Annotated in this window: 23 protein-coding genes and 1 riboswitch; of the genes, 13 read left to right on the top strand and 10 right to left on the bottom strand. The window is 42.2% G+C overall.

Annotated features, from left to right (window positions below; all coding sequences use genetic code 11):
* From HUS62_RS06095 to HUS62_RS06085, 3 genes are all read right to left on the bottom strand, one after another.
* Nucleotides 1-369 (bottom strand): outer membrane beta-barrel protein (locus tag HUS62_RS06095; protein WP_175078890.1); only part of this gene is annotated, 369 nt, incomplete at its 3' end.
* 327 nt (nt 370-696) lie between these two features.
* Nucleotides 697-2109 (bottom strand): YdiU family protein, encoded by a 1413-nt coding sequence (locus HUS62_RS06090; protein ID WP_175078889.1) that lies wholly within the window; start codon nt 2107-2109, stop codon nt 697-699.
* Between the two features lie 8 nt (nt 2110-2117).
* Entirely contained in the window at nt 2118-2813 is a 696-nt protein-coding gene (locus HUS62_RS06085) for a DNA-3-methyladenine glycosylase I (protein WP_175078888.1), read from the bottom strand.
* Nucleotides 2814-2996: 183 nt separating this feature from the next.
* Nucleotides 2997-3193, top strand: a riboswitch (Lysine riboswitch).
* 137 nt (nt 3194-3330) lie between these two features.
* On the opposite strand from HUS62_RS06085, the gene dapA reads away from it, so the two are divergent.
* The 5 genes from dapA to HUS62_RS06060 all read left to right on the top strand — a co-directional run bounded on the left by dapA (nt 3331) and on the right by HUS62_RS06060 (nt 8523).
* Complete coding sequence (gene dapA, locus HUS62_RS06080) at nt 3331-4215, top strand: 4-hydroxy-tetrahydrodipicolinate synthase (protein ID WP_175078887.1); 885 nt, start codon at nt 3331-3333, stop codon at nt 4213-4215.
* 14 nt (nt 4216-4229) lie between these two features.
* Nucleotides 4230-4970, top strand: coding sequence for a 2,3,4,5-tetrahydropyridine-2,6-dicarboxylate N-succinyltransferase (locus tag HUS62_RS06075; RefSeq protein ID WP_175078886.1), 741 nt, complete (start codon nt 4230-4232; stop codon nt 4968-4970).
* Nucleotides 4970-6175, top strand: a complete 1206-nt coding sequence (locus tag HUS62_RS06070) for a PLP-dependent decarboxylase (protein ID WP_175078885.1) — start codon at nt 4970-4972, stop codon at nt 6173-6175. Before HUS62_RS06075 ends, HUS62_RS06070 begins: the two co-directional genes overlap by 1 nt.
* Nucleotides 6176-6180: 5 nt before the next feature.
* Nucleotides 6181-7299, top strand: coding sequence for a succinylglutamate desuccinylase/aspartoacylase family protein (locus tag HUS62_RS06065; RefSeq protein ID WP_054563463.1), 1119 nt, complete (start codon nt 6181-6183; stop codon nt 7297-7299).
* A gap of 186 nt (nt 7300-7485) precedes the next feature.
* Complete coding sequence (locus HUS62_RS06060) at nt 7486-8523, top strand: phospholipase A (protein WP_175078884.1); 1038 nt, start codon at nt 7486-7488, stop codon at nt 8521-8523.
* A 48-nt stretch (nt 8524-8571) separates the two neighbouring features.
* Here HUS62_RS06060 and HUS62_RS06055 read toward each other — a convergent pair whose 3' ends face one another.
* Complete coding sequence (locus HUS62_RS06055; protein ID WP_054563461.1) at nt 8572-9465, bottom strand: bifunctional GNAT family N-acetyltransferase/hotdog fold thioesterase; 894 nt, start codon at nt 9463-9465, stop codon at nt 8572-8574.
* A 228-nt stretch (nt 9466-9693) separates the two neighbouring features.
* On the opposite strand from HUS62_RS06055, the gene HUS62_RS06050 reads away from it, so the two are divergent.
* Entirely contained in the window at nt 9694-10383 is a 690-nt protein-coding gene (locus HUS62_RS06050; protein WP_054563460.1) for a spermidine synthase, read from the top strand.
* 7 nt (nt 10384-10390) lie between these two features.
* On the opposite strand, the gene dtd is transcribed toward HUS62_RS06050, so the two are convergent.
* The 3 genes from dtd to HUS62_RS06035 are packed head-to-tail and all read right to left on the bottom strand — an operon-like array spanning nt 10391 to nt 12667.
* The gene (gene dtd / locus HUS62_RS06045; protein ID WP_130167197.1) at nt 10391-10828 is read right to left on the bottom strand and encodes a D-aminoacyl-tRNA deacylase; all 438 of its coding nucleotides are present in this window, start codon (nt 10826-10828) and stop codon (nt 10391-10393) included.
* Nucleotides 10816-11769, bottom strand: coding sequence for an alpha/beta fold hydrolase (locus tag HUS62_RS06040; RefSeq protein WP_175078883.1), 954 nt, complete (start codon nt 11767-11769; stop codon nt 10816-10818). Before HUS62_RS06040 ends, dtd begins: the two co-directional genes overlap by 13 nt.
* A 25-nt stretch (nt 11770-11794) precedes the next feature.
* Complete coding sequence (locus HUS62_RS06035) at nt 11795-12667, bottom strand: virulence factor BrkB family protein (RefSeq protein ID WP_175078882.1); 873 nt, start codon at nt 12665-12667, stop codon at nt 11795-11797.
* Nucleotides 12668-12753: 86 nt separating this feature from the next.
* Between HUS62_RS06035 and HUS62_RS06030 the strand changes: the two genes are divergently transcribed.
* Nucleotides 12754-13410, top strand: a complete 657-nt coding sequence (locus HUS62_RS06030; RefSeq protein ID WP_054563456.1) for a DUF2959 domain-containing protein — start codon at nt 12754-12756, stop codon at nt 13408-13410.
* A gap of 135 nt (nt 13411-13545) precedes the next feature.
* Nucleotides 13546-14637, top strand: a complete 1092-nt coding sequence (locus HUS62_RS06025; protein WP_175078881.1) for an MBL fold metallo-hydrolase — start codon at nt 13546-13548, stop codon at nt 14635-14637.
* A 15-nt stretch (nt 14638-14652) separates the two neighbouring features.
* On the opposite strand, the gene HUS62_RS06020 is transcribed toward HUS62_RS06025, so the two are convergent.
* Together HUS62_RS06020 and typA are read right to left on the bottom strand one after the other, a co-directional pair.
* A complete protein-coding gene (locus HUS62_RS06020; protein ID WP_175078880.1) occupies nt 14653-15078 on the bottom strand; it encodes a BLUF domain-containing protein in 426 nt (141 codons plus the stop codon).
* 199 nt (nt 15079-15277) lie between these two features.
* On the bottom strand, nt 15278-17101 hold the full coding sequence (gene typA / locus HUS62_RS06015) for a translational GTPase TypA (RefSeq protein ID WP_063529660.1): 1824 nt from the start codon (nt 17099-17101) through the stop codon (nt 15278-15280).
* Nucleotides 17102-17609: 508 nt separating this feature from the next.
* Between typA and glnA the strand changes: the two genes are divergently transcribed.
* The 5 genes from glnA (at nt 17610) to HUS62_RS05990 (ending at nt 22710) form a co-directional block, all read left to right on the top strand.
* Nucleotides 17610-19016 carry a glutamate--ammonia ligase gene (gene glnA / locus HUS62_RS06010; RefSeq protein ID WP_175078879.1) on the top strand — a complete coding sequence of 469 codons (1407 nt, stop codon included), beginning with the start codon at nt 17610-17612 and terminating at the stop codon, nt 19014-19016.
* Between the two features lie 133 nt (nt 19017-19149).
* Complete coding sequence (locus HUS62_RS06005) at nt 19150-19671, top strand: DUF4124 domain-containing protein (protein WP_282658451.1); 522 nt, start codon at nt 19150-19152, stop codon at nt 19669-19671.
* A gap of 80 nt (nt 19672-19751) precedes the next feature.
* The gene (gene glnL, locus HUS62_RS06000) at nt 19752-20822 is read left to right on the top strand and encodes a nitrogen regulation protein NR(II) (protein WP_175078877.1); all 1071 of its coding nucleotides are present in this window, start codon (nt 19752-19754) and stop codon (nt 20820-20822) included.
* A gap of 18 nt (nt 20823-20840) precedes the next feature.
* Nucleotides 20841-22226: a nitrogen regulation protein NR(I) gene (ntrC, locus tag HUS62_RS05995; protein ID WP_062566672.1), complete on the top strand. Its 1386-nt coding sequence runs from the start codon at nt 20841-20843 to the stop codon at nt 22224-22226.
* A gap of 25 nt (nt 22227-22251) precedes the next feature.
* Nucleotides 22252-22710, top strand: a complete 459-nt coding sequence (locus HUS62_RS05990; RefSeq protein ID WP_054563446.1) for a cyclic nucleotide-binding domain-containing protein — start codon at nt 22252-22254, stop codon at nt 22708-22710.
* Here HUS62_RS05990 and HUS62_RS05985 read toward each other — a convergent pair.
* Entirely contained in the window at nt 22707-23369 is a 663-nt protein-coding gene (locus HUS62_RS05985) for a hypothetical protein (protein ID WP_175078876.1), read from the bottom strand. The genes HUS62_RS05990 and HUS62_RS05985 overlap by 4 nt on opposite strands.
* Between the last annotated feature and the right edge of the window lie 46 nt (nt 23370-23415).

Genomic DNA, 23415 nt, shown 5'->3' with positions numbered 1-23415 from the left:
GTAAACATCAATTTCTTTAACACCAATAAGACCATAAAATGGGCCGCCTGAAAAATGGTAAAGTAAATCAATACCATACCTTTCCATATCATGGTCATATTTATCGCCTGTTACCAGCGATTCAATATCAACATTTTCGTCAACATACTCCAAGCGAGCTCCCCAGTTATCGCTAAATCGATAACCTAACTCGGCTCCCAAACCTGTAGCATAACCTGTGCGAGCGTACTTTGAGTAGTCTGTTGCTATCCAAGAAGCATCATAGTAATCACCAAAGACACCTATATAAAAACCTTCTTTTTCAGCAGCGAAGCCTGTTGTACTAGTTGCAGCAAGTGCTAACGCAATAGTAAGTGATTTTAGTTTCATTATTTCCTTCCCATTTTCACAATAAAGCTATTAAAACTAATGTATTCTGAGTCTTAAAACTATATAGCGGCTTAAAACTAACTTAATGACATCTTATATGCGGCTACATTTAATATTTATTAAGATTTTATTCTTAATAAAAAACAAACCTTTTTAGTGGCAACTTATTCCGATTAAAAATCTACAAACTACCAGCATAGTAGTAGAACACTACTTAAAGCAATAATTTACCTAAAATTAATGATACCACCAGTGATTATTCTGCTCAATCTGCGAACATTCAAAAGCGATAAATAACTTGTTTTCTTTCAACGATGTAACTTTCACTTATGTACCGCAGAAGGTTTGATAGTTTTTGTCACCGTCGTTTGGCGGCTCATACCAACGTTGATGCTCTTCACAGTACGTGTATGGCTCTGAAATTAATACTAAAAACTCATTGATTGATGAACTAGATCCAGTCTTTTCATACTCAGCCAAGATCATTTCAATATTATGATTACGCGGAATGACTGCAGGATTAACAGCTCGCATTGTGCTGTAACTTTCAGCACATATTCTTACCCTCCATCTTAAAACCCATTCTTTAAGACTAGAATCAATCACAAAGTCTTTCACTAAAGATTCAGTAAGCGCATTGAAAGTATTGGTATAATCAAGTTGATGTTGTTTCATTAAACCCAGTAACTCTGAAACTAAAGCGTGATCGCCTTCTTGCTGACCTGCTAATCCTAATTTCTGCTGCCACATAACATTAAATGCATCATTAAATTTAGCAGCAAAACCATTCACAACCGATGAGAGTTGCTCAACGGCAGCATCTTGATCAGCAAATAAAGGAATTAAGCTTTCAGCTAATCGCGCAATATTCCAATTGGCAATGTTCGGCTGATTACCAAATGCATAGCGCCCTTGATGGTCAATCGAACTAAACACCGTGTCTAAGTCAAACTTATTCATCATCGCGCAGGGGCCATAGTCAATGGTTTCACCACTAATCAAGGTATTATCGGTATTCATAACACCATGTATAAAGCCAATTCGCATCCAGCTGATAACGAGCTCTATTTGCTTATCGAGAACGGCGGTTAAAAATTCAATATAACGCTGCTCACCATTACTGCTGATGTCAGGAAAGTGGCAATCAACTGCGTAATCGACTAGCTTTTCTAGCCCTTCGATATCCCCTTGGGTAGCTAAGTATTGAAATGAGCCAACACGAATATGACTCTTAGCTAAGCGAGTGACAACTGCACCCGGGCGAGGTGGCTGGCGATATACCGTTTCGCCAGTTGTAACCACAGCTAAACAACGCGTAGTCGCGATACCTAACGCATGAAGTGCCTCACTCATAATGTACTCACGTACAGCCGGACCAATAGCACAGCGACCATCACCACCACGTGAGAATACCGTTGCTCCTGCACCTTTTAACTGTAAGTCCCACTGCGTGCCATTTTGATCTGTAATAGCACCAAGCAAATGTGCTCTGCCATCACCAAGACGCGGTGAAAAATGACCAAATTGGTGACCTGAGTAACCAAGTGCAACTGGTGCAACATCTTTATCTATTGCTGACCCAGATAGCAATTTAGCTAAAAATTCGCTGTCGTGATTAATCGCAAAATTATCAGCGAGTTTGTCATTGAATAGCAGTAATTGCGGCTTAGCAACGGCGCTAGGCATATCTTTAATAGCAAGCAGCTCACTAATATCTGTATATCGGGTTTGCAGTTTCATAACTGTCCTTAAGGTGTTGCAACACCTACGCGATTATCGCCTACACCATAGGCCACTAGTTGGCTAAGTGCCTGCAAGCTGTAACCACTTTGCTGTTGTAATTCATTGAAGAAGTCTTGCGCCGCTTGTAACGATTTTTTAGTTTGTAAGCCGCCATCAATCAACTCATGGGCACGCAAGTAGGCCTCTACATCGCGAGAAAGCAAAAAGGTATCTTTACCAAGCGCTCGCAAAGCGTACGGGCCAGTATTTCCCCCTAGACGCGCACCATGCTTTTTAAGATAGGCCCATAAACCAATAATATTGTCAGTTGGCCAATCTGCAATAAATTGGCTAAAACTGCCATGTTTCTCGGCAACTTCGTGGATCATGTACGCATTTTCAGGGATCGTTTGTACTTTTTTAAAATTACGAACAATTCGCTCATCACTGGCTTTTTGCTCAAGCATATCTGGCGGCATCATCAACAACTTTTCTACGCTGAAATCCCAAAACACATCACGAAAACCAGCCCATTTATTATTGATAACAGACCAATAAAAACCGCTTTGAAAGACTTTACGCGTAAACTCTTCTAACCATAAATCGTCATGCATTTTGGCAATATCAGTATCATCGAGCGGGTTTGATAACAATGCATGCAGCATTTCTTCGCTGCCTTTTCGAGATACGGCTCGCTGATAAATATCGTTAAATTTTTCCATCATTTTTCCAATTTATTTGGTTAACGCTAAGTGTACGTAAAAACACGCTTATACGTAACCATGTTGCAAAATCGGTCACTAAGAAACAAATCCTTCGCCTTGACACCTAGATGGCTAAAATGCTTTAATCGCCGCCAATACCCTATTTGACTATGTTGGCTTTAACCTTTAAAGCGAGCATAAAGGGCTGGAAGAGGTGCGTTATTCAGGTAGCGTATGGGAAGAGCACAGACTCTGTTGATCATACGTGAGGGGAATTAACGCCGAGAAATAACACCGTTTGTGAGGTGCTTATTTCGGGCGACTGGGCTGAATCCCAGCGACTGTCACCAACAATAGCAAAGCGCTATTGATTAGTTTGGTGGAGAGCTTCTGGTCTTAGTATAATAAGGCCATCGCGTCTTTATTATTTTAAGCCCATTCGCTCTTCGAATTATACCTTGTTCGAACGACGACATGCGGCTCCATTCAAATGTTCTCGCATAAACTCTTCGAATACCTTATAAGTTCGTGAGAGATGATCAACAATTTTGATTTAAACGACTATCCATTGTGGACAGCGCTTGTCACGCCATTTTCTGAATCTGGCGAGGTCGATTACACGACCCTTGAACAACTGGTTGCGGAGCAGCAAGATGCAAATAACGGCATTTTATTGCTTGGCAGTACCGGTGAAGGACTGGCGCTTTCACTCAAAGAGCAACAAGCCATTGTTGAGCATGTTTGCCAATTAGCACCAAGTGTCCCACTCATGGTTGCTGTGGGTGGCATGAACCTTAAGCAACAAGTTGCTTGGGTTGAATACTGCAACCAACTACCCATTCATGGCTACCTATTAGGTTCACCTCTGTATGCAAAACCTGGGGTTGTTGGCCAAACACATTGGTTTGAAAGCCTACTTAACGCAAGCCATCACCCTTGTATGTTGTATAACGTACCAGGACGTAGCGCAGTTGAGATCTCACCGCAGGTGATCAAAAACCTTGCTGAGCACAAAAATCTTTGGGCTTTAAAAGAAGCCAGTGGCGACATTAGCAAATTTGAAGGCTTTAGAACGGCATCACCAACATTAGCCATTTTCAGTGGCGATGATGCACTTATGCCGTATTTTGCTCAAGCTGGTGCCAAAGGTTTAGTTTCGGTTGCCGCGAATGCTTGGCCAATTCAAACCCATGAGTTTGTTAAACGCAGTTTAAGTGGTCAATACCCAAATCTATTCACCGATTGGTCGCAAGCAATCCAAAGTTTATTCGCTGTGGCAAATCCAATTCCCGTAAAAGTACTGATGCACCTGCAAGGTAAAATAAATACCCCGCATTTACGTCCGCCGCTTACGCATTTAGAGCTTGAGCAAACAGACAGCATCACCCACGCAAACAATACAATTTTATCTTGGAACTAAAAACAGGTTTTATCATGAGCTGGTTAGAATTATTAAACAACTTAGAATCGGGCGCAGTTCGCGCAGCAACACAAGACGAGAACGGCAACTGGCACGCCAATGTTGAAGTTAAACAAGGCATTTTAGAAGCCTTTAAAAACGGCACTAATACTGAGTTCCCAGGTGGTTTTGTTGATAAGCACAACTTAGCACCACAAGGCTTTGCAGCAGATGCTGGCGTGCGTATGGTACCAGGTGGTAGCAGTGTTCGCCGTGGCGCACACGTTGCCGAAGGCACCATTATCATGCCACCAGCATATGTGAATATTGGCGCGTTCATCGACGAAGGCACTATGGTCGACAGCCACGCATTAGTAGGTTCATGCGCACAAGTGGGTAAAAATGTTCACCTAAGTGCAGCAGTACAATTAGGTGGTGTGCTTGAGCCAATTGGTGCTAGCCCTGTGGTTATTGAAGATGACGCATTCATCGGCGCAGGCTGCGTTATTGTTGAAGGTGTGGTTGTGAAAAAAGGTGCTGTACTTGCGCCAGGTGTTCGTTTATCTGCAACTATTCCTGTATACGATTGCGTTAACGAACGCCAGCTAGACAAAGGTGAAGCCATCCCAGAAAACGCGATTGTGATCCCAGGCTCTCGCCCTGCTTCAAATGCATGGGCTCGCGAGCAAGGTCTAAGCATGTCTTGTGCATTGATCGTGAAATACCGTGATGAACAAAGCGATGCATCATTACTGTTAGAAGAGGTTTTACGTTAATGAGCTTTTTGAGCACGCCCATCAAGCAAGCAGTTGAACAAGTTTCAACACATCTTGATACGCCATTTTTTATCTATGATTTAGATAAATTAACTGCACATTTAAATCAACTGACTGCGCAAACCGATGTGAAGCTTTGGTATGCCGTAAAGGCCAACCCACTGTCTCGCATTATTCAATGTTTAGACAGCGCAGGGTTTAACTTTGATGTTGCAAGTAAAGGTGAACTTGAGCAAGTGCTTGCTCAAGGCATCGATAGCGAGCGCGTGCTCAACACTGGACCTGCAAAGAGCCCTAAACAAATTTCACATTTTATTGCTCGCGGCGTACGTACCTTCGTGGCCGAGAGCATTAACCAAGTTCGCTGGTTAAACGAACAAGCAACAAAAGCAAATTGCCAGCTGCAAGTTCTATTGCGCGTACAACTTCGTTGGCCAGACGGCGAAAAGAACCCTCTTGGTGGTGATAGCCTTACTCCTTTTGGTTTGGGCTGTGATGAGTGGCAAGCTCTGACTGTAAGTGATTACCCAGCTCTTAACTTTGATGGCCTGCATATTTTCCAATGGGGCAATATGCTGAGTACTGACAAGCTCGCCGAGCTATGGCGCGCGATGATTTCGCCATTACAACAGCTAGCAAGCTCAATAAATATTAACCTTAATATTCTCGATTTAGGGGGTGGCTTAGGCATTCCTTATACTCAAGATGCTAACCGACTCGATTGGTCTGCACTTATCGAGACTCTGGCGGCTATTAAAGCAGATGCCGGTGTCAAAGAGCTTTGGATGGAACTTGGCCGCTATGCGGTGGGCGAATGCGGCCATTACGCAACACCGGTTGTTGAGCGCAAAGAGAATTACAATCAACAACAGGTGATTTTATCAGGCGGTATTAACCATTTACTTCGCCCTGCTGTAACAAGCCAAGATTTTCCTGTGGCATTACTACGCGAGTCAACGGCTGAGCCTGTGGCAATGTCTTTATACGGCCCTCTTTGCACCGCCCTTGATTGCTTAGGTGAGCACCAATTAGCGAGCGATTTAAATGAGCAAGACTGGTTGGTATTCAGCCAATGTGGTGCATACGGCTTTACCGAAAGCATGCCGTACTTTTTATGCCACGAATTAGCGGCTGAATACATCCTTGAACAAGGCAATATTGAGTGTATCCGTAGTGCTGAAGATGCCAGCTATTATTTAAGGTAATCGCCATGAGTAAAGAGTTAATCAGCCAAGAGAATATTGTGGTTGGCGAGATTGCCAACGGCCTACCACTGACAATCCCGGTGTATCGCTTAAAAGGCGATGGCACAGGCCCAAACGTGTATATACAAGCCAATATGCACGGCGCTGAAGTACAAGGTAATGCAGTAATTTATCAATTACTTGAGCAGCTAAAATCACTCAAGCTGCGCGGTGATATTACCCTAGTGCCTTATGCCAACCCTATTGGTTGCAACCAAAAATCAGGTGAGTTTACTTTAGGTCGCTTCGACCCAATCACGGGCACCAACTGGAACCGCATGTACCGCTTTAATAAAGCGTTACCGTCACAGATTGCTGAACAGCATAAAGACAGTGATGATGCGACCCTTAAAGCTGCATTTAAACAGGCACTCGTTGCTGACATCGACAGTCAATTAACGGGTCCTGATTACAGCCTAACAACGGGTAAGCGCATTGCTCTTAACTTGCAAAAGCTTGCCCACCAGGCTGATATCGTTTTAGACCTTCACACGGGGCCTATCTCGAGTAAGCACTTATATTGCCCTGAATACGCCAAAGACAGCGCAAGCTACTTCAACATCGAGCATGTGTTACTGATCCCAAGTGATTTTGATGGCGCGATGGATGAAGCGAGTTTTTGCCCATGGTGGTCACTATCTGAAGAGCTTGCCAAACAAGGCCGTGAATTTGCTGTTCAAGTAGAAGCATTCACTGTTGAACTTGGTAGCCAAGAAAAAATCGATTTAAGTGCGGCTTTTGAAGATGCAAATAGCATTTTAAGTTACCTCAATCAAAAAGAGGTATTAGTTGATGCTGCGTATCATCCAAAAGCGATGACACGTTATGCCTGCATGCTTGAAGATTATGTAGCTTACTACGCACCTATGGGTGGCATGGTCGAGTATCTTGCCCCACTGGGTGGCCATATTAAAGCTGGTGAGCCTATCGCCCGCATTTTAAGAATGGAGCGCTACCTTTCTGAGCAGCCGCTACAAACATTAAGTTTTGATAAAGACGCCATTGCTATTTTGCATTTTGCTTCAGCAAGCGTGAATCAAGGTACCGAACTTTATAAGTTTTTTACCAACGTATTTGAGCTATAAGCTCATCCCTTCTCATTGCGTGAGAGTCAACGGCTTATGCCCTTAGGCCGTTACAGCAGGGCTCCAAGCTTAGCTTGGGGCTCTCTATTTACCTAAAATTTCAACAATTCAGTACAAGTTCACGGTTACTTATGTAAAAATCGTTATAATTATACCTACTTACAAGTCTACTGAAAGGGAACTGCAATGGGATGGCGCATTTGGCTGGCAGCAGCTGGCTTATTTTCTGTACCTGTATTTGCTCAAACTGAACAACCACAAACTAACGAACAAGATGACGCGCTAGAACTCGTAAAGCAGTGTATTTTGAACGAAGCGATTGGCGGTGACGGTAAACAAACACTCGAAGAACTTCGTAAAAAATGCTCAGACTTAGACGAGAGTAAAAAGCTCACCGCTTTAGATAAGCGTAAAGCCCGTGAAGAAGTGAGCAAGAAAAACCGTAATGTGATCACCCCACATAAGCGTAACTACATATTACCGCTTTCATACGTATCTAACCCGAATGAACGTCCTTTTGATGGTTTAAAAGATCTTGCAGAGCAAACGGATGGCGAGCCACTTGATAATCTTGAAGTGAAATATCAACTTTCAATTAAAGTGCCTATCTTCGAAGGCTTTTCAGATAAAGATCAGGGCGTATTCTTTGCGTTTACCATGCAATCGTTTTGGCAGTTTTATAACAAAGATATTTCATCACCATTTCGTGAAACAAATTACGAACCAGAGATCTTCTGGGTGAACTACCTTGATCCTGAGTATGTGCTTTGGGGCGATGAAATGGCAATTGCAATTGGTGCCTCACATCAATCGAATGGCCGCAGCCAGCCTAATTCACGTTCATGGAACCGTATCTATGCCGATTTCCTATGGGAAAAAGATGGCTTTGTTTTTAGCTTTAAGCCTTGGTATCGCATTCCTGAAGATAAAAAAGACGATGAGCTAGAAGCCCGTGGCGATGATAATCCAGATATCTACAAATACATGGGTTACTTTGAGTTCTCGGGTGCATACCGTTACAACGAGCATGAGTTTAGCTTTATGACCCGCAATAATTTAAATTCAGATAACCGTGGTGCAATCCAATTAGATTGGTCTTTCCCTCTTTGGGGCCGATTACGTGGCTACGCACAATATTTTAATGGTTATGGTGAGAGCTTGATTGATTACAACGCCGATATTGAACGTTTTGGTGTGGGTATTCTGTTAACTGACTTGCTTTAACTTCAATAGATGAAGAGCGAGCTTTAGATAGCTCGCTCTAAATAGTCGTTATTTTTTAACGATGAAGTGACCTTCAAATTCTGCTACTAACACATCGCCATCGTATACATTTACTGGCACATGGTAGCTTGCTTTACCACTGTCTTCTAAATCAGCTAATTTGCCTTTACAGCCAGCCAACTCAACACTACCACGAGGGTCGTTATTGAGTGGTTTAAGGTATTTAATGTTAGCATCAGCTAACACGATATTTCCTTCAAGGCCTGCTTCTTTCAGCGCTAGGTAAGTTGCGCCCCACCCTGTTAAAGTTGCTAAGCTATAAATCGACCCCGCAAACATAGTGTTATGAAGGTTTAAGTTCGCGTCTAAATCAGCGCGGGTAGTAAACTGCCAATCGGTATAGCTTTCAACTTTAATGCCCATCGCATCACTGATTGGGATCGACTCACGCCACGTGTTTTGCAGTACTTGTGTCCAGTTTGGATGACGGAACCAACCCGGCTCAGAGGGCTTTTGTTTTACCATTTTCCAATGCTGTACATCGTCATAAGCAAGGTGCGCTTTTTCTTTTAATTCGTAGCCATGACGCTTATAGAAATCAAGGGCTCGCTCACGAGCAAACAATACCAGCTCGTCGGCATCTTGAGTCCATGCGATTTTTTCTAATTCATGTAATAAACGGCTACCAATATGCTGGTTACGATTACCTTCAGCGACCGCCATATAACGAACTTGCGCTTGCTGATGATTGTTAAAATGCAGGCGGGCTACACCTAATACTTCGCCGTCATTATTTTTGATAAAGCGGTGCTCAGCGTCTTGTTCTAAGTCATCTTGCTCAGAACCACGCGGCTCGCCCCAGGGTGCTCTTAAAACCTGCCAACGTAATGAATAGTACGCTTGCCAATCTTCGCTGCTTTGTGGGGTGGTCACTTTAAACATAAAAACTCCTGTGATAATTCAGCCACTGTCTGTTGTTTTTCTGTCGTGGCCTTTGGAATGCGAATTACGATACGCGATCTTCTAACAAGTTGGAATAATACTTTGGTGACCCAGCCTAAATTATTATTCTGAGCTGTAAAAACTAATGCACAATTGCACTTTAAGCCTGCTGGTCTATGCTGAAATAATTGTATTATTTTAATAAACAAATAGCTAAAGGCCCGAAATATGGAACATTTTCTTGAACCCAGTGGCGCAGTAAAACATAGTTTTATTGAGGACTGCCACCGATTAGGGCAACTCATCTATTGGCATAAACAAGGCAATTACAGTATTCAAGTTAGGCAACTTAACCAATTACGCTGGTTACTGATCAACGAAACCCTACAATCGGTCATTGAAAAACGCCGACCTGCCAGATTACTTTTCCCTCATTTACAATACCTTGCAAAGCTTTGGCAAGACTTAGAGGAACCTAAAAAGATTTTAGAACTAGGGCTAGGCGGTGGTGCTATTCGTAATTACTTACAGCACACCTACCCTGACAGCCAACTGACATCAGTAGATAAAAACCCCGACATAATTCACTGCTATAAACGCTATTTTGGTGGCGATCATGCCAATAATCTGCACTGTTTTGATGCGCAGCAAGTATTAGAGCAAAACAACGAATACAATTGGATTATCCTAGATTTATTCAGTGAGGTAGATGCGCCATTATTTTTATACAAGCACCAGTTTTACACCAAACTAAGGGCAGCGATGGCAAAAGATGGCTTGTTGTTCATTAATTTTTTATCTAATCACCCATCGCAACTAAAACAACTTGAGCACCTGCTAATCACCGAGTTTGGCAAGCGCCCAAGCATTGTAAAAATCCCCGACTACGTGAATCACATCGTGATGATCAAAAAGTAGTTGTCTGCTAAACAGATAAATTAAAAGTAACGGGACCATCGTTACATAGGCTTACTTGCATATCAGCACCAAACTGCCCTGTAGCCACTGTTAAGCCCGCTTTTTTAGCCTCAGCAATAAAATACTCATAGAGCGTATTGGCTTGTTCTGGCGTACCAGCACTTGAAAAGCTTGGACGCATACCCTTTTTAGTGTCGGCTGCTAAGGTAAACTGCGAAACAACTAACAACTCACCCTTGATATCATTCAAACTTAAATTCATCTTTCCTTGTTCATCGGTAAAAATGCGGTAATTGCTGACCTTGTGTAAAAGTTTCTGGGCGCTTTGCTCGGTGTCCTGTTTTTCAACACCTAATAGCAGCAAAATACCTTGTGAAATTTCACCAACCACTTCGCCTGCCACTTCTACTTTTGCTTGTTTTACTCTTTGAATTAAGCCTTGCATTGATCCCTCGATAACTTGATATACATTAAATCTGCGGCACGTCGCATTGCCGCCAAATATACCTGATTATCGCTGCTGTGCCCAATGCCATCTAAAATCAATAATTGTGCATTTAATTGTTCAGCAAGCTGCTGTACGGCACTATATCGACAAATCAAATCGGCGCGGCCATGAATAAACCAAATAGGTAAATGAGTCAGTAGATGGGCATTTTCTGCGATAAAGCCTTCGTCAATGAAACAGTGATGACGAAAATAATGCACCATTAACTTTGCTTGATTTAACCCGACATGGGGCTCCTGTAAACTCCAGTTTGTCAAAGGCTCACCATGACATAGTACCTGCTCCCAATGACACCATAACTTGGCAAATTTACTGGCTTTAATTTGATCGTCACTGTTTAGTTGTTGCTGATAAAAGTCGAGTAAGGCATGCCAATCAGTGTAATCATGTGCAAATTCATTAAAGCATTCAGGATAGAAATGCGCGCCGGCTCCTTTTGTTGTGTAAAGCCACTCGAAGTCACTGTTACATGCTAAAAAGCTAGCCCGTAAAATAAGCCCTGCAACATGCTTTTGGTGATGGATAGCATAAACAAGTGCCAAAGTGGCACCCCACGATTCGCCGCACACCAGCCATTTTTCAATGCCGAGTTGCTGGCGTAAATACTCGAGATCGGCAACTAATTCTGAGGTGGTATTGGTTGAACTATCATGGGGTGTTGAGTGACCGCAACCGCGCTGACTGAACATGATCACTCGAAAACGTTCTAAGTCGAAAAAGCGGCAATTTTCAGGGCATAGACCCGCACCAGGCCCGCCATGGCATAACACCACAGCAATCCCTGTAGACGCACCATATTCTTGCACATGGATTTGATGACCATCGCCAACACTTAAGTGATAATCACGGTTGGCAACATATTGTGGATGTAACTGCACCTCGCTCTCCTTAGGTGCAGTGAATTTAAACCTCTATATCAGGCGTGTCCTCGATATTCTCAGAGCTGATACATACAGTAAATTCTGCACCGAGTAATACGACAATCCACGACAAATACACCCATACAAATAAAATAGGGATTGTCGCCAACGCCCCATAAATAACTTCGTATGATGGGAAGTGGCTGATGTACAAAGCAAAGCCTTTTTTTGTCAGCTCAAACAACATAGCTGCAAACAAAGCGCCCGGAATTGCCGCTCTAAATGGAACTCGTGTGTTAGGAACTAAAGTATAGAGCATAATGAAGCCAATCATTGAAATTATGTAAGGTAATAATTTCAATAAAAAGCCGCTAAAGCCGGGGATACCTTGATCGGCAAACGACACTAACGACACTATGTATGAAGTAACACCAATACTAGCCCCTAATAACACAGGGCCTAAACTAAGCACCATCCAATAAACGGCAAACGAAATCATCATTGGGCGCTTTTTCTTAATACGCCAAATTCGATTTAATGTAGCATCGACATTGCGAATAAGTAACAAAGATACCGCCGCTAAAAAACCCACACCAACGGCAGTCATTTTATTCGCATTACCGGCAAAAGCGCTGATATGCTCTTTAATTACATCTGTAGAGGTCGGCACAAGATTAGTAAACAAGAAGTTTTCTATGGTCACTAACGTGCTTTCGAATCCTGGAAAAGCAGAAAAAATAGCCACACCAACCGCTACTAAAGGCACGATTGATAATAGGGTTACATAAGCCAAATAACCCGCATTGACAGTGATTTGATCGTCAATACAGCGATTGAGATACTGCATCCACCAAGTAGGTTGTTGCTTTAAAAAAGTGCTTAATTGCAACTTATATCGACTGAGCTTCTCATCCATAGAATCTAATTTCTGCTAAAATGTTTTGATAATCATAGCAATCCACCACATAATTTGAAATGAAAGGTACCTAAAAAGGATTCTCAATGAAAAAACTGACACTTTTAAGTGCACCACTATTTGCAGTAACAATGGCATTATCAGGCTGTCAGTCAGCTTACTACTCAGCCATGGAGTCTGTCGGTGTGCATAAACGCGACATTTTAGTAGACCGCGTAGAAGAAACAAAAGAAGCACAGCAAGAATCGCAAGAAGAGTTTCAATCAGCATTAGACAGATTAACCACGCTGATTAATTTTGATGGTGGTGAACTACAAGATGCCTACAATCAACTGAATGATGATTACGAATCGAGCCTAGCGGCAGCAAACGACGTAACTAGCAACATCAATAAAGTAGAAGATGTCGCCGAAGCGCTATTTGATGAATGGGCCGATGAGCTAGAGCAATACAAAAGCGCCTCTCTTAAACGTGAAAGCAGCAAAAAGCTCAATGCAACTAAGCGCCAATTTGATCAACTACTTCGCTCAATGCGTAGTGCAGAAAGCAAAATGGAGCCAGTATTATCATCACTTCATGATAATGTTTTGTACTTAAAACATAATCTAAACGCACAAGCTGTAACTGCTATCAAAGGTGAGTTCACAAGCCTAAAACGCGATATAAAGGTGTTAATGGATGACATGAACAAATCAATTGAAGACTCTAATAAGTTCATTGAGCAAATGAACAAAGCGGGCTAATCAGCTCAAGCTATTAATAACAAAAGCCTACTTATAACGTAGGCTTTTTTATGTAACCTCTTGTTACTTTTTTAATGATTTATCTTAAATTTTATTTTGCTAAACTCACTGCAAAGAATAAAAAGTAAGCATGGTATGCATTTAAAAACACTCTCAACGCTTATTGCGGCAGCACTTTTAAGTGCATGCAGTAATTCAAACACTGTTAATGTTATTGCCGGTGAAGGCACTATCACTCCGTTAAAAAACGAGGGTGAGTACGAAGGTCGCTACCACAACCTTTATCCGGGTGATAAAGAATACCCAACAACCTGCACCGACAATTGCTATGAAGAGTCAGAACTACTGGTGTGCGATGACAGCAACTCACAATGCCAGTTTCACGCAGAACAAAATGTGCCTGCAATCAACTCAGGTTTTACGGTGCGCTGGTTAGGTCATGCTGGGTTTTATATTCAATCACCAAATGGTGAGCAGCTGTTGTTTGACCCTGTTAAAGATCAGTTTGATTCGCCCGTAGACTTTGCCTTTAAGCTTGCTGGGGGCATTTATCGCAAACCTGGTTTTTGGCCATCACAAGCTGAACTTAATGGCTTAGATGCAGTAATGTACTCACACATTCACTATGACCATTTTAACAAGGCGGATATAGAAGAGATTGGCAATGCCCCCCGCTACTTAGTGCCATTAGGGTTTGCCGATAACTTCCCAACAGGTGGCTTTAATATTTCCGAATTGGCGTGGTACGCAAGTACACAAATTAATGATTTAACGATTCATGCGCTGCCAGCTCATCATTTTAGCAGTCGCATTATGGTGCCTTTCATTTACGACGACCACAATAAAGATTTGTGGAATGGTTGGTTACTTGAGCAAAATGGTAGAACCTTGTTTTTTGCTGGTGATACCGGTTACTCAAAACACTTCCAAGATATTAATCAAAAATACGGCGAGATTGATGTATGTTTAATGCCTATCGCTTCTTATTACCATGAAGAAAACGGTAAGTGGTATCGCTATGTCCATACAACGCCAGAAGACAGCTTAAATGCCGCAGAGGAGCTAAACTGTAAAGTGATGATCCCATGGGGTTATGGCAACTCAAGCTGGCAAATGGGTGACCATTCAAGCCACTCTGCATTATTAAGATTACTGCATATGCAAAAACAGATGAACAGCCAAGTCCCTCTTTACATATTGAATGAAGGTGAGCAAGTGTCACTGTAGTGACACTTATAAGCCCTACATAGTATGTTTGAGCAATGAGTCCCGTAAAGCCAACATAAGTTTATGGGCGCTTCCTGCCGACATGGCTAATGGATTAAATTCGCTGGTACCTGAATATTTTAGGTTAATAGGCATCACTTGTTTAGTGTAAGGAATGTAACCCATAGACCAATTTTCAAACTCTCTTTCATAAATTTCACAGTAATTCAGCATGATGATATTGCGATGACGTTTGTCATTAAGAATACGATGATAAGTTTCATTAACTGCTTTTCGTGACCCCTCAAGGCATTGCATAAAGTGAGAGCTATTAAAACAAAGTAGCCCAGTTACATTACTTTCTGTATTATTCTGCTTAGCTTTCTCGAGAATATCTTCGATGTCATTAGGCCCAAATCCATCGCTAATTTCACTTGTGTAAATCAGTCTAACTAAATACATCTTACTCTCCTGCAAGGTAGGTTTAGAAAAGATAGTACAGATAGGGGAGTTAGTAAAAAGTTGCGAGTTGCGTTTAGAAGTTTATATAAATTAAGTTGGGTTTCGCTTCTCTACCCAACCTACCTGGCTTACACTAAAACAAAAAACCGCCGTATTTTTCAATACGGCGGTTTTAATTTTGTGAAACTAAAAGACCTTATTAGTCTTTAGCTTGACGGCTCGCACGCTTACGCTCACTTTCAGTTAAGTGACGCTTACGAATACGGATGTTTTCAGGTGTCACTTCCACTAACTCGTCATCATCGATGAACTCAATCGCTTGTTCAAGCGTGTAGTTTAGTGGTGGAACAAGTGTTTGTGCTTCATCTGTACCAGATGCACGAACGTTTGTAAGTTGCTTACCTTTAAGCGCGTTTACTGTTAGGTCGTTGTCACGGCTGTGGATACCGATAACCATACCTTCGTAAACTTCAACACCGTGACCGATGAATAACTTACCACGGTCTTGTAAGTTGAATAATGCGTTAGTAAGTGCTTTACCTGTTGCGTTAGCAATCATTACACCATTCTTACGAGCACCGATAGTACCGCCTTTATGTGGACCGTAGTGATCGAATGTGTGGTAAAGAAGACCAGAACCAGACGTTAATGTCATGAATTCAGTTTGGAAACCAATTAAGCCACGGCTTGGGATCATAAAGTCCATACGTACACGGCCTTTACCATCTGGAGACATGTCTGTTAGTTCACCCTTACGAAGACCAATTTGTTCCATGATAGAACCTTGGTGCTCTTCTTGACAGTCGATTGTAAGTGTTTCGTATGGCTCTTCTTTTTGACCATCAACTTCACGAAGGATTACTTGTGGGCGAGATACAGCAAGCTCGTAACCTTCACGACGCATGTTCTCGATTAAGATACCTAAGTGTAACTCACCACGACCAGAAACACGGAAGCTATCTGGGTTGTCAGTTTCTTCAACACGTAATGCAACGTTGTGAACAAGCTCAGCTTGTAAACGCTCAAGGATGTTACGTGAAGTTACGAATTTACCTTCTTTACCTGCAAATGGTGATGTATTTACAGAGAACGTCATTGTTACTGTAGGCTCATCAACACTTAGCGGTGGTAATGCTTCAACGGTATTTACATCACAGATAGTGTCTGAGATTTTCAGCTCACCAAGACCTGTGATAGCAATAATATCGCCAGCGCCTGCTGATTCTGCTTCATGACGCTCAAGACCTAAGTAGCTCATTACTTGGCCAACTTTACCGTTACGCTTAGTACCATCTGCACTAACAATTGTTACTTGTTGGTTAGGGCGAACAGTACCACGCTTGATACGACCTACACCGATAACACCGATGTACGAGTTGTAGTCAAGCTGAGAAATTTGCATTTGGAAAGCACCTTCAGGATCTGCATCCGGTGGAGATACTTCGTCAACGATCATCTGGAACATTGGTTCCATGTTATCTGATGGCTCGTCTAAATCCATTGTTGCCCAGCCGTTGATAGCTGATGCATAGATTACTTTAAAGTCTAACTGTTCATCAGTTGCACCTAAGTTATCGAATAAGTCGAAAACTTGGTCCATAACCCAGTCTGGACGTGCACCTGGTTTATCGATTTTGTTGATTACAACAATCGGCGTTAAACCTTGTGCGAATGCTTTTTGCGTTACGAAACGCGTTTGCGGCATTGGACCTTCTTGAGCATCAACAAGTAGTAATACTGAGTCAGCCATCGAAAGTACGCGTTCTACTTCACCACCGAAGTCGGCGTGTCCTGGGGTGTCTACGATATTGATATGGTAATCGTTCCAAGAGATAGCTGTGTTCTTAGCTAAAATGGTAATACCACGCTCTTTCTCAATGTCGTTTGAGTCCATTACGCGCTCTTCGTTACCGCCGCGCGTTTCTAATGTGCCTGATTGCTCAAGCAGTTTATCAACCAAAGTTGTTTTACCGTGGTCAACGTGGGCGATAATCGCTATATTTCTTAACTTTTCGATGCTCATATTTTTTCTCAGAGAAATTGAATCTCATTGATCCTGCAAGATCTACGCACTCACCTGCGTTTTCACCAGATGTCCCAGCATAGGATTTAAAAGGGCGCATATTATCCCTTAATAATGGCATGGATGAAAGTTTATCCAATATAAATTTATAAACTTTCTTCAGGCTTTTTATAAGTATCTGTTTTATAAATGACAAATTTATGAAAATTAAAGTGAATCTTAGCTCAAAACTGGCGAAATTTTCGTTTTTGAACCATATTTTGGCACTAAATCGTGTTCATAACAGAAAAATTGGCACGCTCAATAATTGTGCAAAACAAGGTCGCACTTTTTACGCACCAGAATGATCTTTTCACGCACCAGCTTGGTGCAATAGAAGTTAACAAAACAAAGCCTTGTTTGTTTTTTGCAAGTCTAAACAAGGTGTTAAAAAAATGGCACGAAACCAGCTTATATAAGCGAAAAGCAATAATGCAGCAAAAAATAAAACCCAACAATTGGAGGACACATGTCACAATCGGTTTTAGATTTTATCAAAGAAAATGACGTTAAGTTCATTGATTTACGCTTTACTGATACCAAAGGTAAAGAACAGCATGTTTCTATTCCTCATCATCAAATTGATGAAGATTTCTTCGAAGACGGCAAAATGTTTGACGGTTCTTCAATTGCTGGCTGGAAAGGTATCAACGAATCAGACATGGTACTTATGCCTGTTCCTGAGTCTGCGAAAATGGACCCATTTTCTGAAGAAGCTACACTAATCGTACGTTGTGACGTAGTTGAGCCTTCAACACTTCAAGGTTATGAGCGTGATCCACGTTCTGTTGCAAAACGCGCTGAAGAGTACATGCGCTCTACTGGTATTGCTGACACTGTATTATTCGGTCCAGAGCCAGAGTTCTTCCTTTTTGATGACGTTAAATACAAATCAGACATGTCTGGTTCTATGTACAAAATCGATTCTGTAGAAGCTGCTTGGAACTCAGATAAAGATTACGAAGGTGGCAACATGGGTCACCGTCCAGGTGTTAAAGGCGGTTACTTCCCGTGTTCACCTGTTGATTCATCACATGACTGGCGTTCAGCGACTTGTTTAGTTCTTGAAGAACTAGGTCAAGTAGTAGAAGCTCACCACCACGAAGTAGCAACTGCAGGTCAAAATGAGATCGCAACTCGCTTCAATACAATGGTATTAAAAGCTGACGAAATCCAAGAGATGAAATATGTTATCCATAACATGGCTCACCTTTACGGAAAAACAGCGACATTCATGCCTAAGCCAATCGTAGGTGATAACGGTTCTGGTATGCACTGTCACCAATCTCTAGGTAAAGATGGCGTAAACATCTTCGCTGGTGACAAATATGCAGGTCTATCTGAAGAAGCACTTTACTACATCGGTGGTATCATCAAGCACGCTAAAGCAATCAACGCATTCGCTAACGCGTCAACTAACTCATACAAGCGTCTAGTACCAGGTTTCGAGGCGCCAGTAATGCTTGCATACTCTGCACGTAACCGTTCTGCTTCAATCCGTATCCCAGTGGTACCTTCTGCAAAAGCACGTCGTATCGAAGTACGTTTCCCTGATCCAACAGCTAACCCATACTTAGCATTCTCTGCAATGCTTATGGCTGGCCTAGACGGTATCAAAAACAAGATCCACCCTGGCGATGCAATGGACAAAGACTTATACGATCTACCTGCTGAAGAAGCAGCTGAGATCCCACAAGTTGCATCTTCTTTACAAGAAGCACTTGCATCATTAGACGCTGACCGTGAGTTCTTAACTCAAGGTGGCGTATTCACTGATGACCTAATCGATGCATACATCGCGCTTAAAGGTCAAGAAGTTGAAAAACTTAACATGACAACTCACCCAGTTGAGTTCGAAATGTACTACAGCGTGTAACACACGCTGTACCAGAATTATCTGAAAGATAATAAATGTGTGTTCTCAAGCCCGCTCTGCGGGCTTTTTTAATGGTAATTGAGCGGGTTCTACTCTACAGTTTTATTTAGATTAAAAAATGCAGGGTTGCAGGGTGAAAAGCACAACTTTATTGGTACTAACGCTGATTTTTATAAGCTTTTTTGGCTATAGCGCAGCGCAGAAAGTGTATTCTTGGAAAGATAAAAACGGCGTTTTAGTATTTTCTGATACACCGCGCCCTGGCGCTACCGAAGTAAAGATGAATACCCAAAACCTGACCATGCCAGCTACCGACACCAGCATACTTGATAGCGCACCAAGTGCGACACCTGTCAAATTTAAAGTCAGTATTGCTTCTCCTGCTAATGAAGCGACCGTGCGAGAAAATACCGGTTCAGTGTATGTCACTGCTCGAATTAGCCCACGCTTTGAAAACGGATTTAAAGTACAACTTTTATTTGATGGTTCTGCCCATGGTGCACCAAGTAATAGCACGACCTTTGCACTAAGAGAGGTCGAGCGTGGAGAACACACATTACAAGCTAAACTTTATGATGCTAATAATAAACTCGTTTCGGTTAGCCCAGTCAGCACCTTTTTCATGCACAGAACCTCAATTTATGGCGGAAACTAAGGTTTTTGACATGACTTCTCGCAAAGTAAAAAGAGTATGCTAAGCTGCACTAAATTGAAACGCACTAAAATGGTGCAACCATGCTCAGTGAAACACATTTTAACTCTGAACTGCTCGACAGTATTTGGAAAAATTTAAGTACTGCTGTCATTTTACTCGACCGAGATTTTAAACTGGTTTATGCAAACGATAGCGCCAGTGAGCTTTTAGGTTTAGGGCCCAAGCGCATTATCAACCAACCGTTCGATAACCTATTCAATTACCACTCGATAGACTTAAAACGCATTGCTCAGTATTCGTTGTTCGATGGTGTTGATTGCCACCAGCATAGAGCTGACGTGGTTTTCGTCGATTCACGCCATGCCAAACTGACCATTAGCACGCGCCGAATAAGCAACCATGATGAAAATTATATTTTGTTTGAATGCCGCCAAATGGATGATGAAATTCGCCACGATCAAGCTTCGAATCAAATGCATCAATATCAAGCAGCACGTAACCTAATTCGTGGTTTAGCACACGAAATTAAAAATCCTTTAGGTGGAATTCGCGGAGCGGCGCAATTATTGCAGTATGAGGTTGATCAGCAAGAACGTGATCAATGTGCCGAATTAATCATTGAACAAGCAGACCGTTTACGCGAGCTTGTAGACCGCTTACTTGGTCCGAATCAATTGCCACATAAATCCTATGGCAACATTCACCAAGCGTTAGAGTCAGTGATTAAACTGAGCATGTTAGATAACAATGCCAATATCACTTTAGTGAAAGACTATGATCCAAGTATACCGAGTGTGTACATTGACCAAAGTAAAATTCAACAAGTGGTACTGAACATTATTCGTAATGCACAACAGGCACTGGTTGATGGTGGCGAGATAAGAATAAAAACCCGCATCAATCATCAACACAGGCGCCCAGGTAAGGCGCCGAAAAAAACCTTGCTGATCCAAATTTCGGATAACGGCCCAGGTATAGACAAGAGCTTACGTGAAACCTTGTTCTACCCAATGATCACCAACAAAGAAAATGGATCAGGGCTTGGTTTATCGATAGCGCAAACCTTGGTTGACCAACATGACGGCCACATTGATTGTGACAGTTGGCCAGGCCATACAGAATTTAATATCTATTTGCCTTTTACGGATTAATGGTTTTTTGGAGTAGTCATGAAAACAGTCTGGTTAGTTGATGATGATGCCTCGATTCGCTTTGTACTAGAGAAAGCGTTGGCACGTGCAGGATTTGAAACTGAAAGCTATGCGAACGCACAAGATGTGCTTAATGCATTAAAGTTTAGCCAGCCAACGGTATTAGTATCTGATGTACGAATGCCGGGTATGGACGGCATGGCGTTACTTGAGACTATTGCTGAGCAAAACCCTGGCCTGCCAGTGATCATCATGACCGCTCACTCAGACTTAGATTCGGCGGTAAATGCTTTCCAAAAAGGGGCATTTGAGTATCTCGCTAAACCGTTCGATTTAGATGAAGCTGTCGCGCTGGTTGAAAGCGCATGCCGTGCTAATTCAACGAAAAAAACTAAACGTAAGCAAGCACCACAAACCAATGCGCATATCATAGGCGAAGCGCCTGCTATGCAAGAGGTGTTTAGGGCAATTGGTAAATTATCAGCATCAAGTATGAGCGTGCTGATTAATGGTGAGTCAGGGACAGGTAAAGAGCTAGTGGCAAGTGCCCTGCATAACCACAGCCCTCGTAAAGAAAACCAATTTATAGCTTTGAATATGGCTGCCATTCCAAAAGAATTGGTCGAGTCAGAGTTATTCGGTCACGAAAAAGGCGCGTTCACTGGAGCCGACAGTATTCGTAAAGGCCGTTTTGAACAAGCGAATGGCGGCACCTTATTTTTAGATGAAATAGGTGATATGCCACTCGATGTACAAACGCGTTTATTACGCGTGTTAGCCGATGGTGAGTTTTACCGTGTTGGTGGCCATCAAAGCATTAAAGTTGATGTACGTATTATTGCTGCAACACACCAAAACCTCGAAGACTTGGTAAAACAAGGTAAGTTTCGTGACGACTTATTCCATCGCTTAAACGTTGTGCGTTTACGCTTACCCGCGCTACGTGAGCGTACTGAAGATATTGAACGACTAGCACAACACTTTTTACATAAAAGTGCCAAAGAGCTGCAGGTTGAAAGCAAAATTTTAAGCCCTAAAGCTACTGAGCAACTGCGCTTATTCAATTGGCCAGGTAACGTGCGCCAATTAGAGAATACTTGCCGCTGGTTAACGGTTATGGCACCGGGTGAGCTGATCAGCGAGCAAGATTTACCACCAGAGATTGTTGCTGTTGCACCGACTGAGCAAGAAGGTGATTGGCTGGATGCATTTCAACAATGGCTTAACCTTGAACTTAAACAAGGCAAAGAAAATATTTGGCCTGCCATTCAAGCACAACTCGAAACTCGTTTGATTAAAACCGCCCTTGCCAACTGTGCTGGCCACAAGCAAGAAGCCGCAGTGAAGATTGGTTGGGGCCGCAATACATTGACCCGCAAGCTAAAAGAGCGCAATATTAGCTAATTTCGCGCTATACCTATGTGAGTCAATGAAGTTAATCGAGCACATTCCACTAATTAAACAAATGGAAATTATTAACAGATTGTCGTTCTTTAGAGAGTTTACTCTCAGTGAACGACAAGTGTTATTAGAGTCATTCAGTCATTTGTATTTGGTCAAACAAGGCCGTGCTGTTTTCAAACAGTATGATGCTGATAAACGACTTTATATCGTGCTTAGCGGCTCACTGATGGTATTCAAACAAAGTCATTTACTCGAACTTGGCACCATTGAGCCCGGTGAATTTATCGGGGAAGGCGCATTTATCAATAACCGAGAGCACAGTACCAGTGCACGCGCTAGAGTCGATACCATTTTGTTAGCTATTTCCCCTGAAGCACTCACCCGCTTACCCAATGTGATCCGTGAGAAAATTAAAGATCGCATAATCGAAGGCATGAGTGAGCGTATTACTAAGCTTAGTAATTACCTTGAGTCGCGAAGCTAGTCCATATAGACAATTTGTAATGAGCAATTTAACCAACTTGGGCTATTAACACGTGCCGTGTAACGGTAAGTATCTGATGGTTTCATACCAAAAGGAGTGCTCACTTCTGGCGTTAAATGACTGTATGTTTGCGAATAATTTTTATAATAAATGACTAGGTAGCCATATAAATAATCCCAATCTAGGGAGACTTTTCTACCACTTGTAAGGGTAATGTGCGCCTGCTTATCATTAAATGTAACTGCAAGATCATTATACTTGTCTTCAACGCACCCAGTGGTGAGTACACGAGCCGGCATAGTAAAACTGGTGGTGGTATTTTTAGCTCTTAAGTAAAAGCCAATATTGCCATGATTGTAAAAGTGATTGGCATCTGCGGTGTACTTAATTTCAGCTTGATAACCCAGTCCCTGCATAATTTCAGCTAGTTGCTCGGCTTCATGAGTAAGAATTTTATCGCTCGATAGCATTAAGGTTGCATCAGTAAACTCTCTTGGCACAGGAAGCTGGGTATATTCATAGGGTAAGCTTTGTTTATTTAATGCTTGCTCTAATGATTGCAACTGCGACTGTTCAAGGTTTTCTGTGTATACGTAGACTGTAGCTTGCTGACAACCTGCCAAAATTAAAAATATGGCTGCTGAAATTATCCTTTTCATGTTCATTCTCACTTTGGATTACAAACGTAGTCTAAAGTGAGAAAAA

Origin of the sequence: Pseudoalteromonas sp. 0303, from assembly GCF_013349995.1 — a bacterium.
Classification (GTDB): Bacteria; Pseudomonadota; Gammaproteobacteria; order Enterobacterales; family Alteromonadaceae; genus Pseudoalteromonas.
The sequence above is the reverse complement of the archived record's forward strand: the minus strand, read 5'-3'. Positions and strand labels throughout refer to the sequence as shown.

Bases quoted from the DNA above. Each gene is read 5' to 3' on its own strand.
- HUS62_RS06090 (WP_175078889.1), bottom strand. From the start codon at position 2,109: ATGAAACTGCAAACCCGATATACAGATATTAGTGAGCTGCTTGCTATT.
- HUS62_RS06085 (WP_175078888.1), bottom strand. From the start codon at position 2,813: ATGGAAAAATTTAACGATATTTATCAGCGAGCCGTATCTCGAAAAGGC.
- dapA (WP_175078887.1), top strand. From the start codon at position 3,331: ATGATCAACAATTTTGATTTAAACGACTATCCATTGTGGACAGCGCTT.
- HUS62_RS06075 (WP_175078886.1), top strand. From the start codon at position 4,230: ATGAGCTGGTTAGAATTATTAAACAACTTAGAATCGGGCGCAGTTCGC.
- HUS62_RS06070 (WP_175078885.1), top strand. From the start codon at position 4,970: ATGAGCTTTTTGAGCACGCCCATCAAGCAAGCAGTTGAACAAGTTTCA.
- HUS62_RS06065 (WP_054563463.1), top strand. From the start codon at position 6,181: ATGAGTAAAGAGTTAATCAGCCAAGAGAATATTGTGGTTGGCGAGATT.
- HUS62_RS06060 (WP_175078884.1), top strand. From the start codon at position 7,486: ATGGGATGGCGCATTTGGCTGGCAGCAGCTGGCTTATTTTCTGTACCT.
- HUS62_RS06055 (WP_054563461.1), bottom strand. From the start codon at position 9,465: ATGTTTAAAGTGACCACCCCACAAAGCAGCGAAGATTGGCAAGCGTAC.
- HUS62_RS06050 (WP_054563460.1), top strand. From the start codon at position 9,694: ATGGAACATTTTCTTGAACCCAGTGGCGCAGTAAAACATAGTTTTATT.
- dtd (WP_130167197.1), bottom strand. From the start codon at position 10,828: ATGCAAGGCTTAATTCAAAGAGTAAAACAAGCAAAAGTAGAAGTGGCA.
- HUS62_RS06035 (WP_175078882.1), bottom strand. From the start codon at position 12,667: ATGGATGAGAAGCTCAGTCGATATAAGTTGCAATTAAGCACTTTTTTA.
- HUS62_RS06030 (WP_054563456.1), top strand. From the start codon at position 12,754: ATGAAAAAACTGACACTTTTAAGTGCACCACTATTTGCAGTAACAATG.
- HUS62_RS06025 (WP_175078881.1), top strand. From the start codon at position 13,546: ATGCATTTAAAAACACTCTCAACGCTTATTGCGGCAGCACTTTTAAGT.
- HUS62_RS06020 (WP_175078880.1), bottom strand. From the start codon at position 15,078: ATGTATTTAGTTAGACTGATTTACACAAGTGAAATTAGCGATGGATTT.
- typA (WP_063529660.1), bottom strand. From the start codon at position 17,101: ATGAGCATCGAAAAGTTAAGAAATATAGCGATTATCGCCCACGTTGAC.
- glnA (WP_175078879.1), top strand. From the start codon at position 17,610: ATGTCACAATCGGTTTTAGATTTTATCAAAGAAAATGACGTTAAGTTC.
- glnL (WP_175078877.1), top strand. From the start codon at position 19,752: ATGCTCAGTGAAACACATTTTAACTCTGAACTGCTCGACAGTATTTGG.
- ntrC (WP_062566672.1), top strand. From the start codon at position 20,841: ATGAAAACAGTCTGGTTAGTTGATGATGATGCCTCGATTCGCTTTGTA.
- HUS62_RS05990 (WP_054563446.1), top strand. From the start codon at position 22,252: ATGAAGTTAATCGAGCACATTCCACTAATTAAACAAATGGAAATTATT.
- HUS62_RS05985 (WP_175078876.1), bottom strand. From the start codon at position 23,369: ATGAAAAGGATAATTTCAGCAGCCATATTTTTAATTTTGGCAGGTTGT.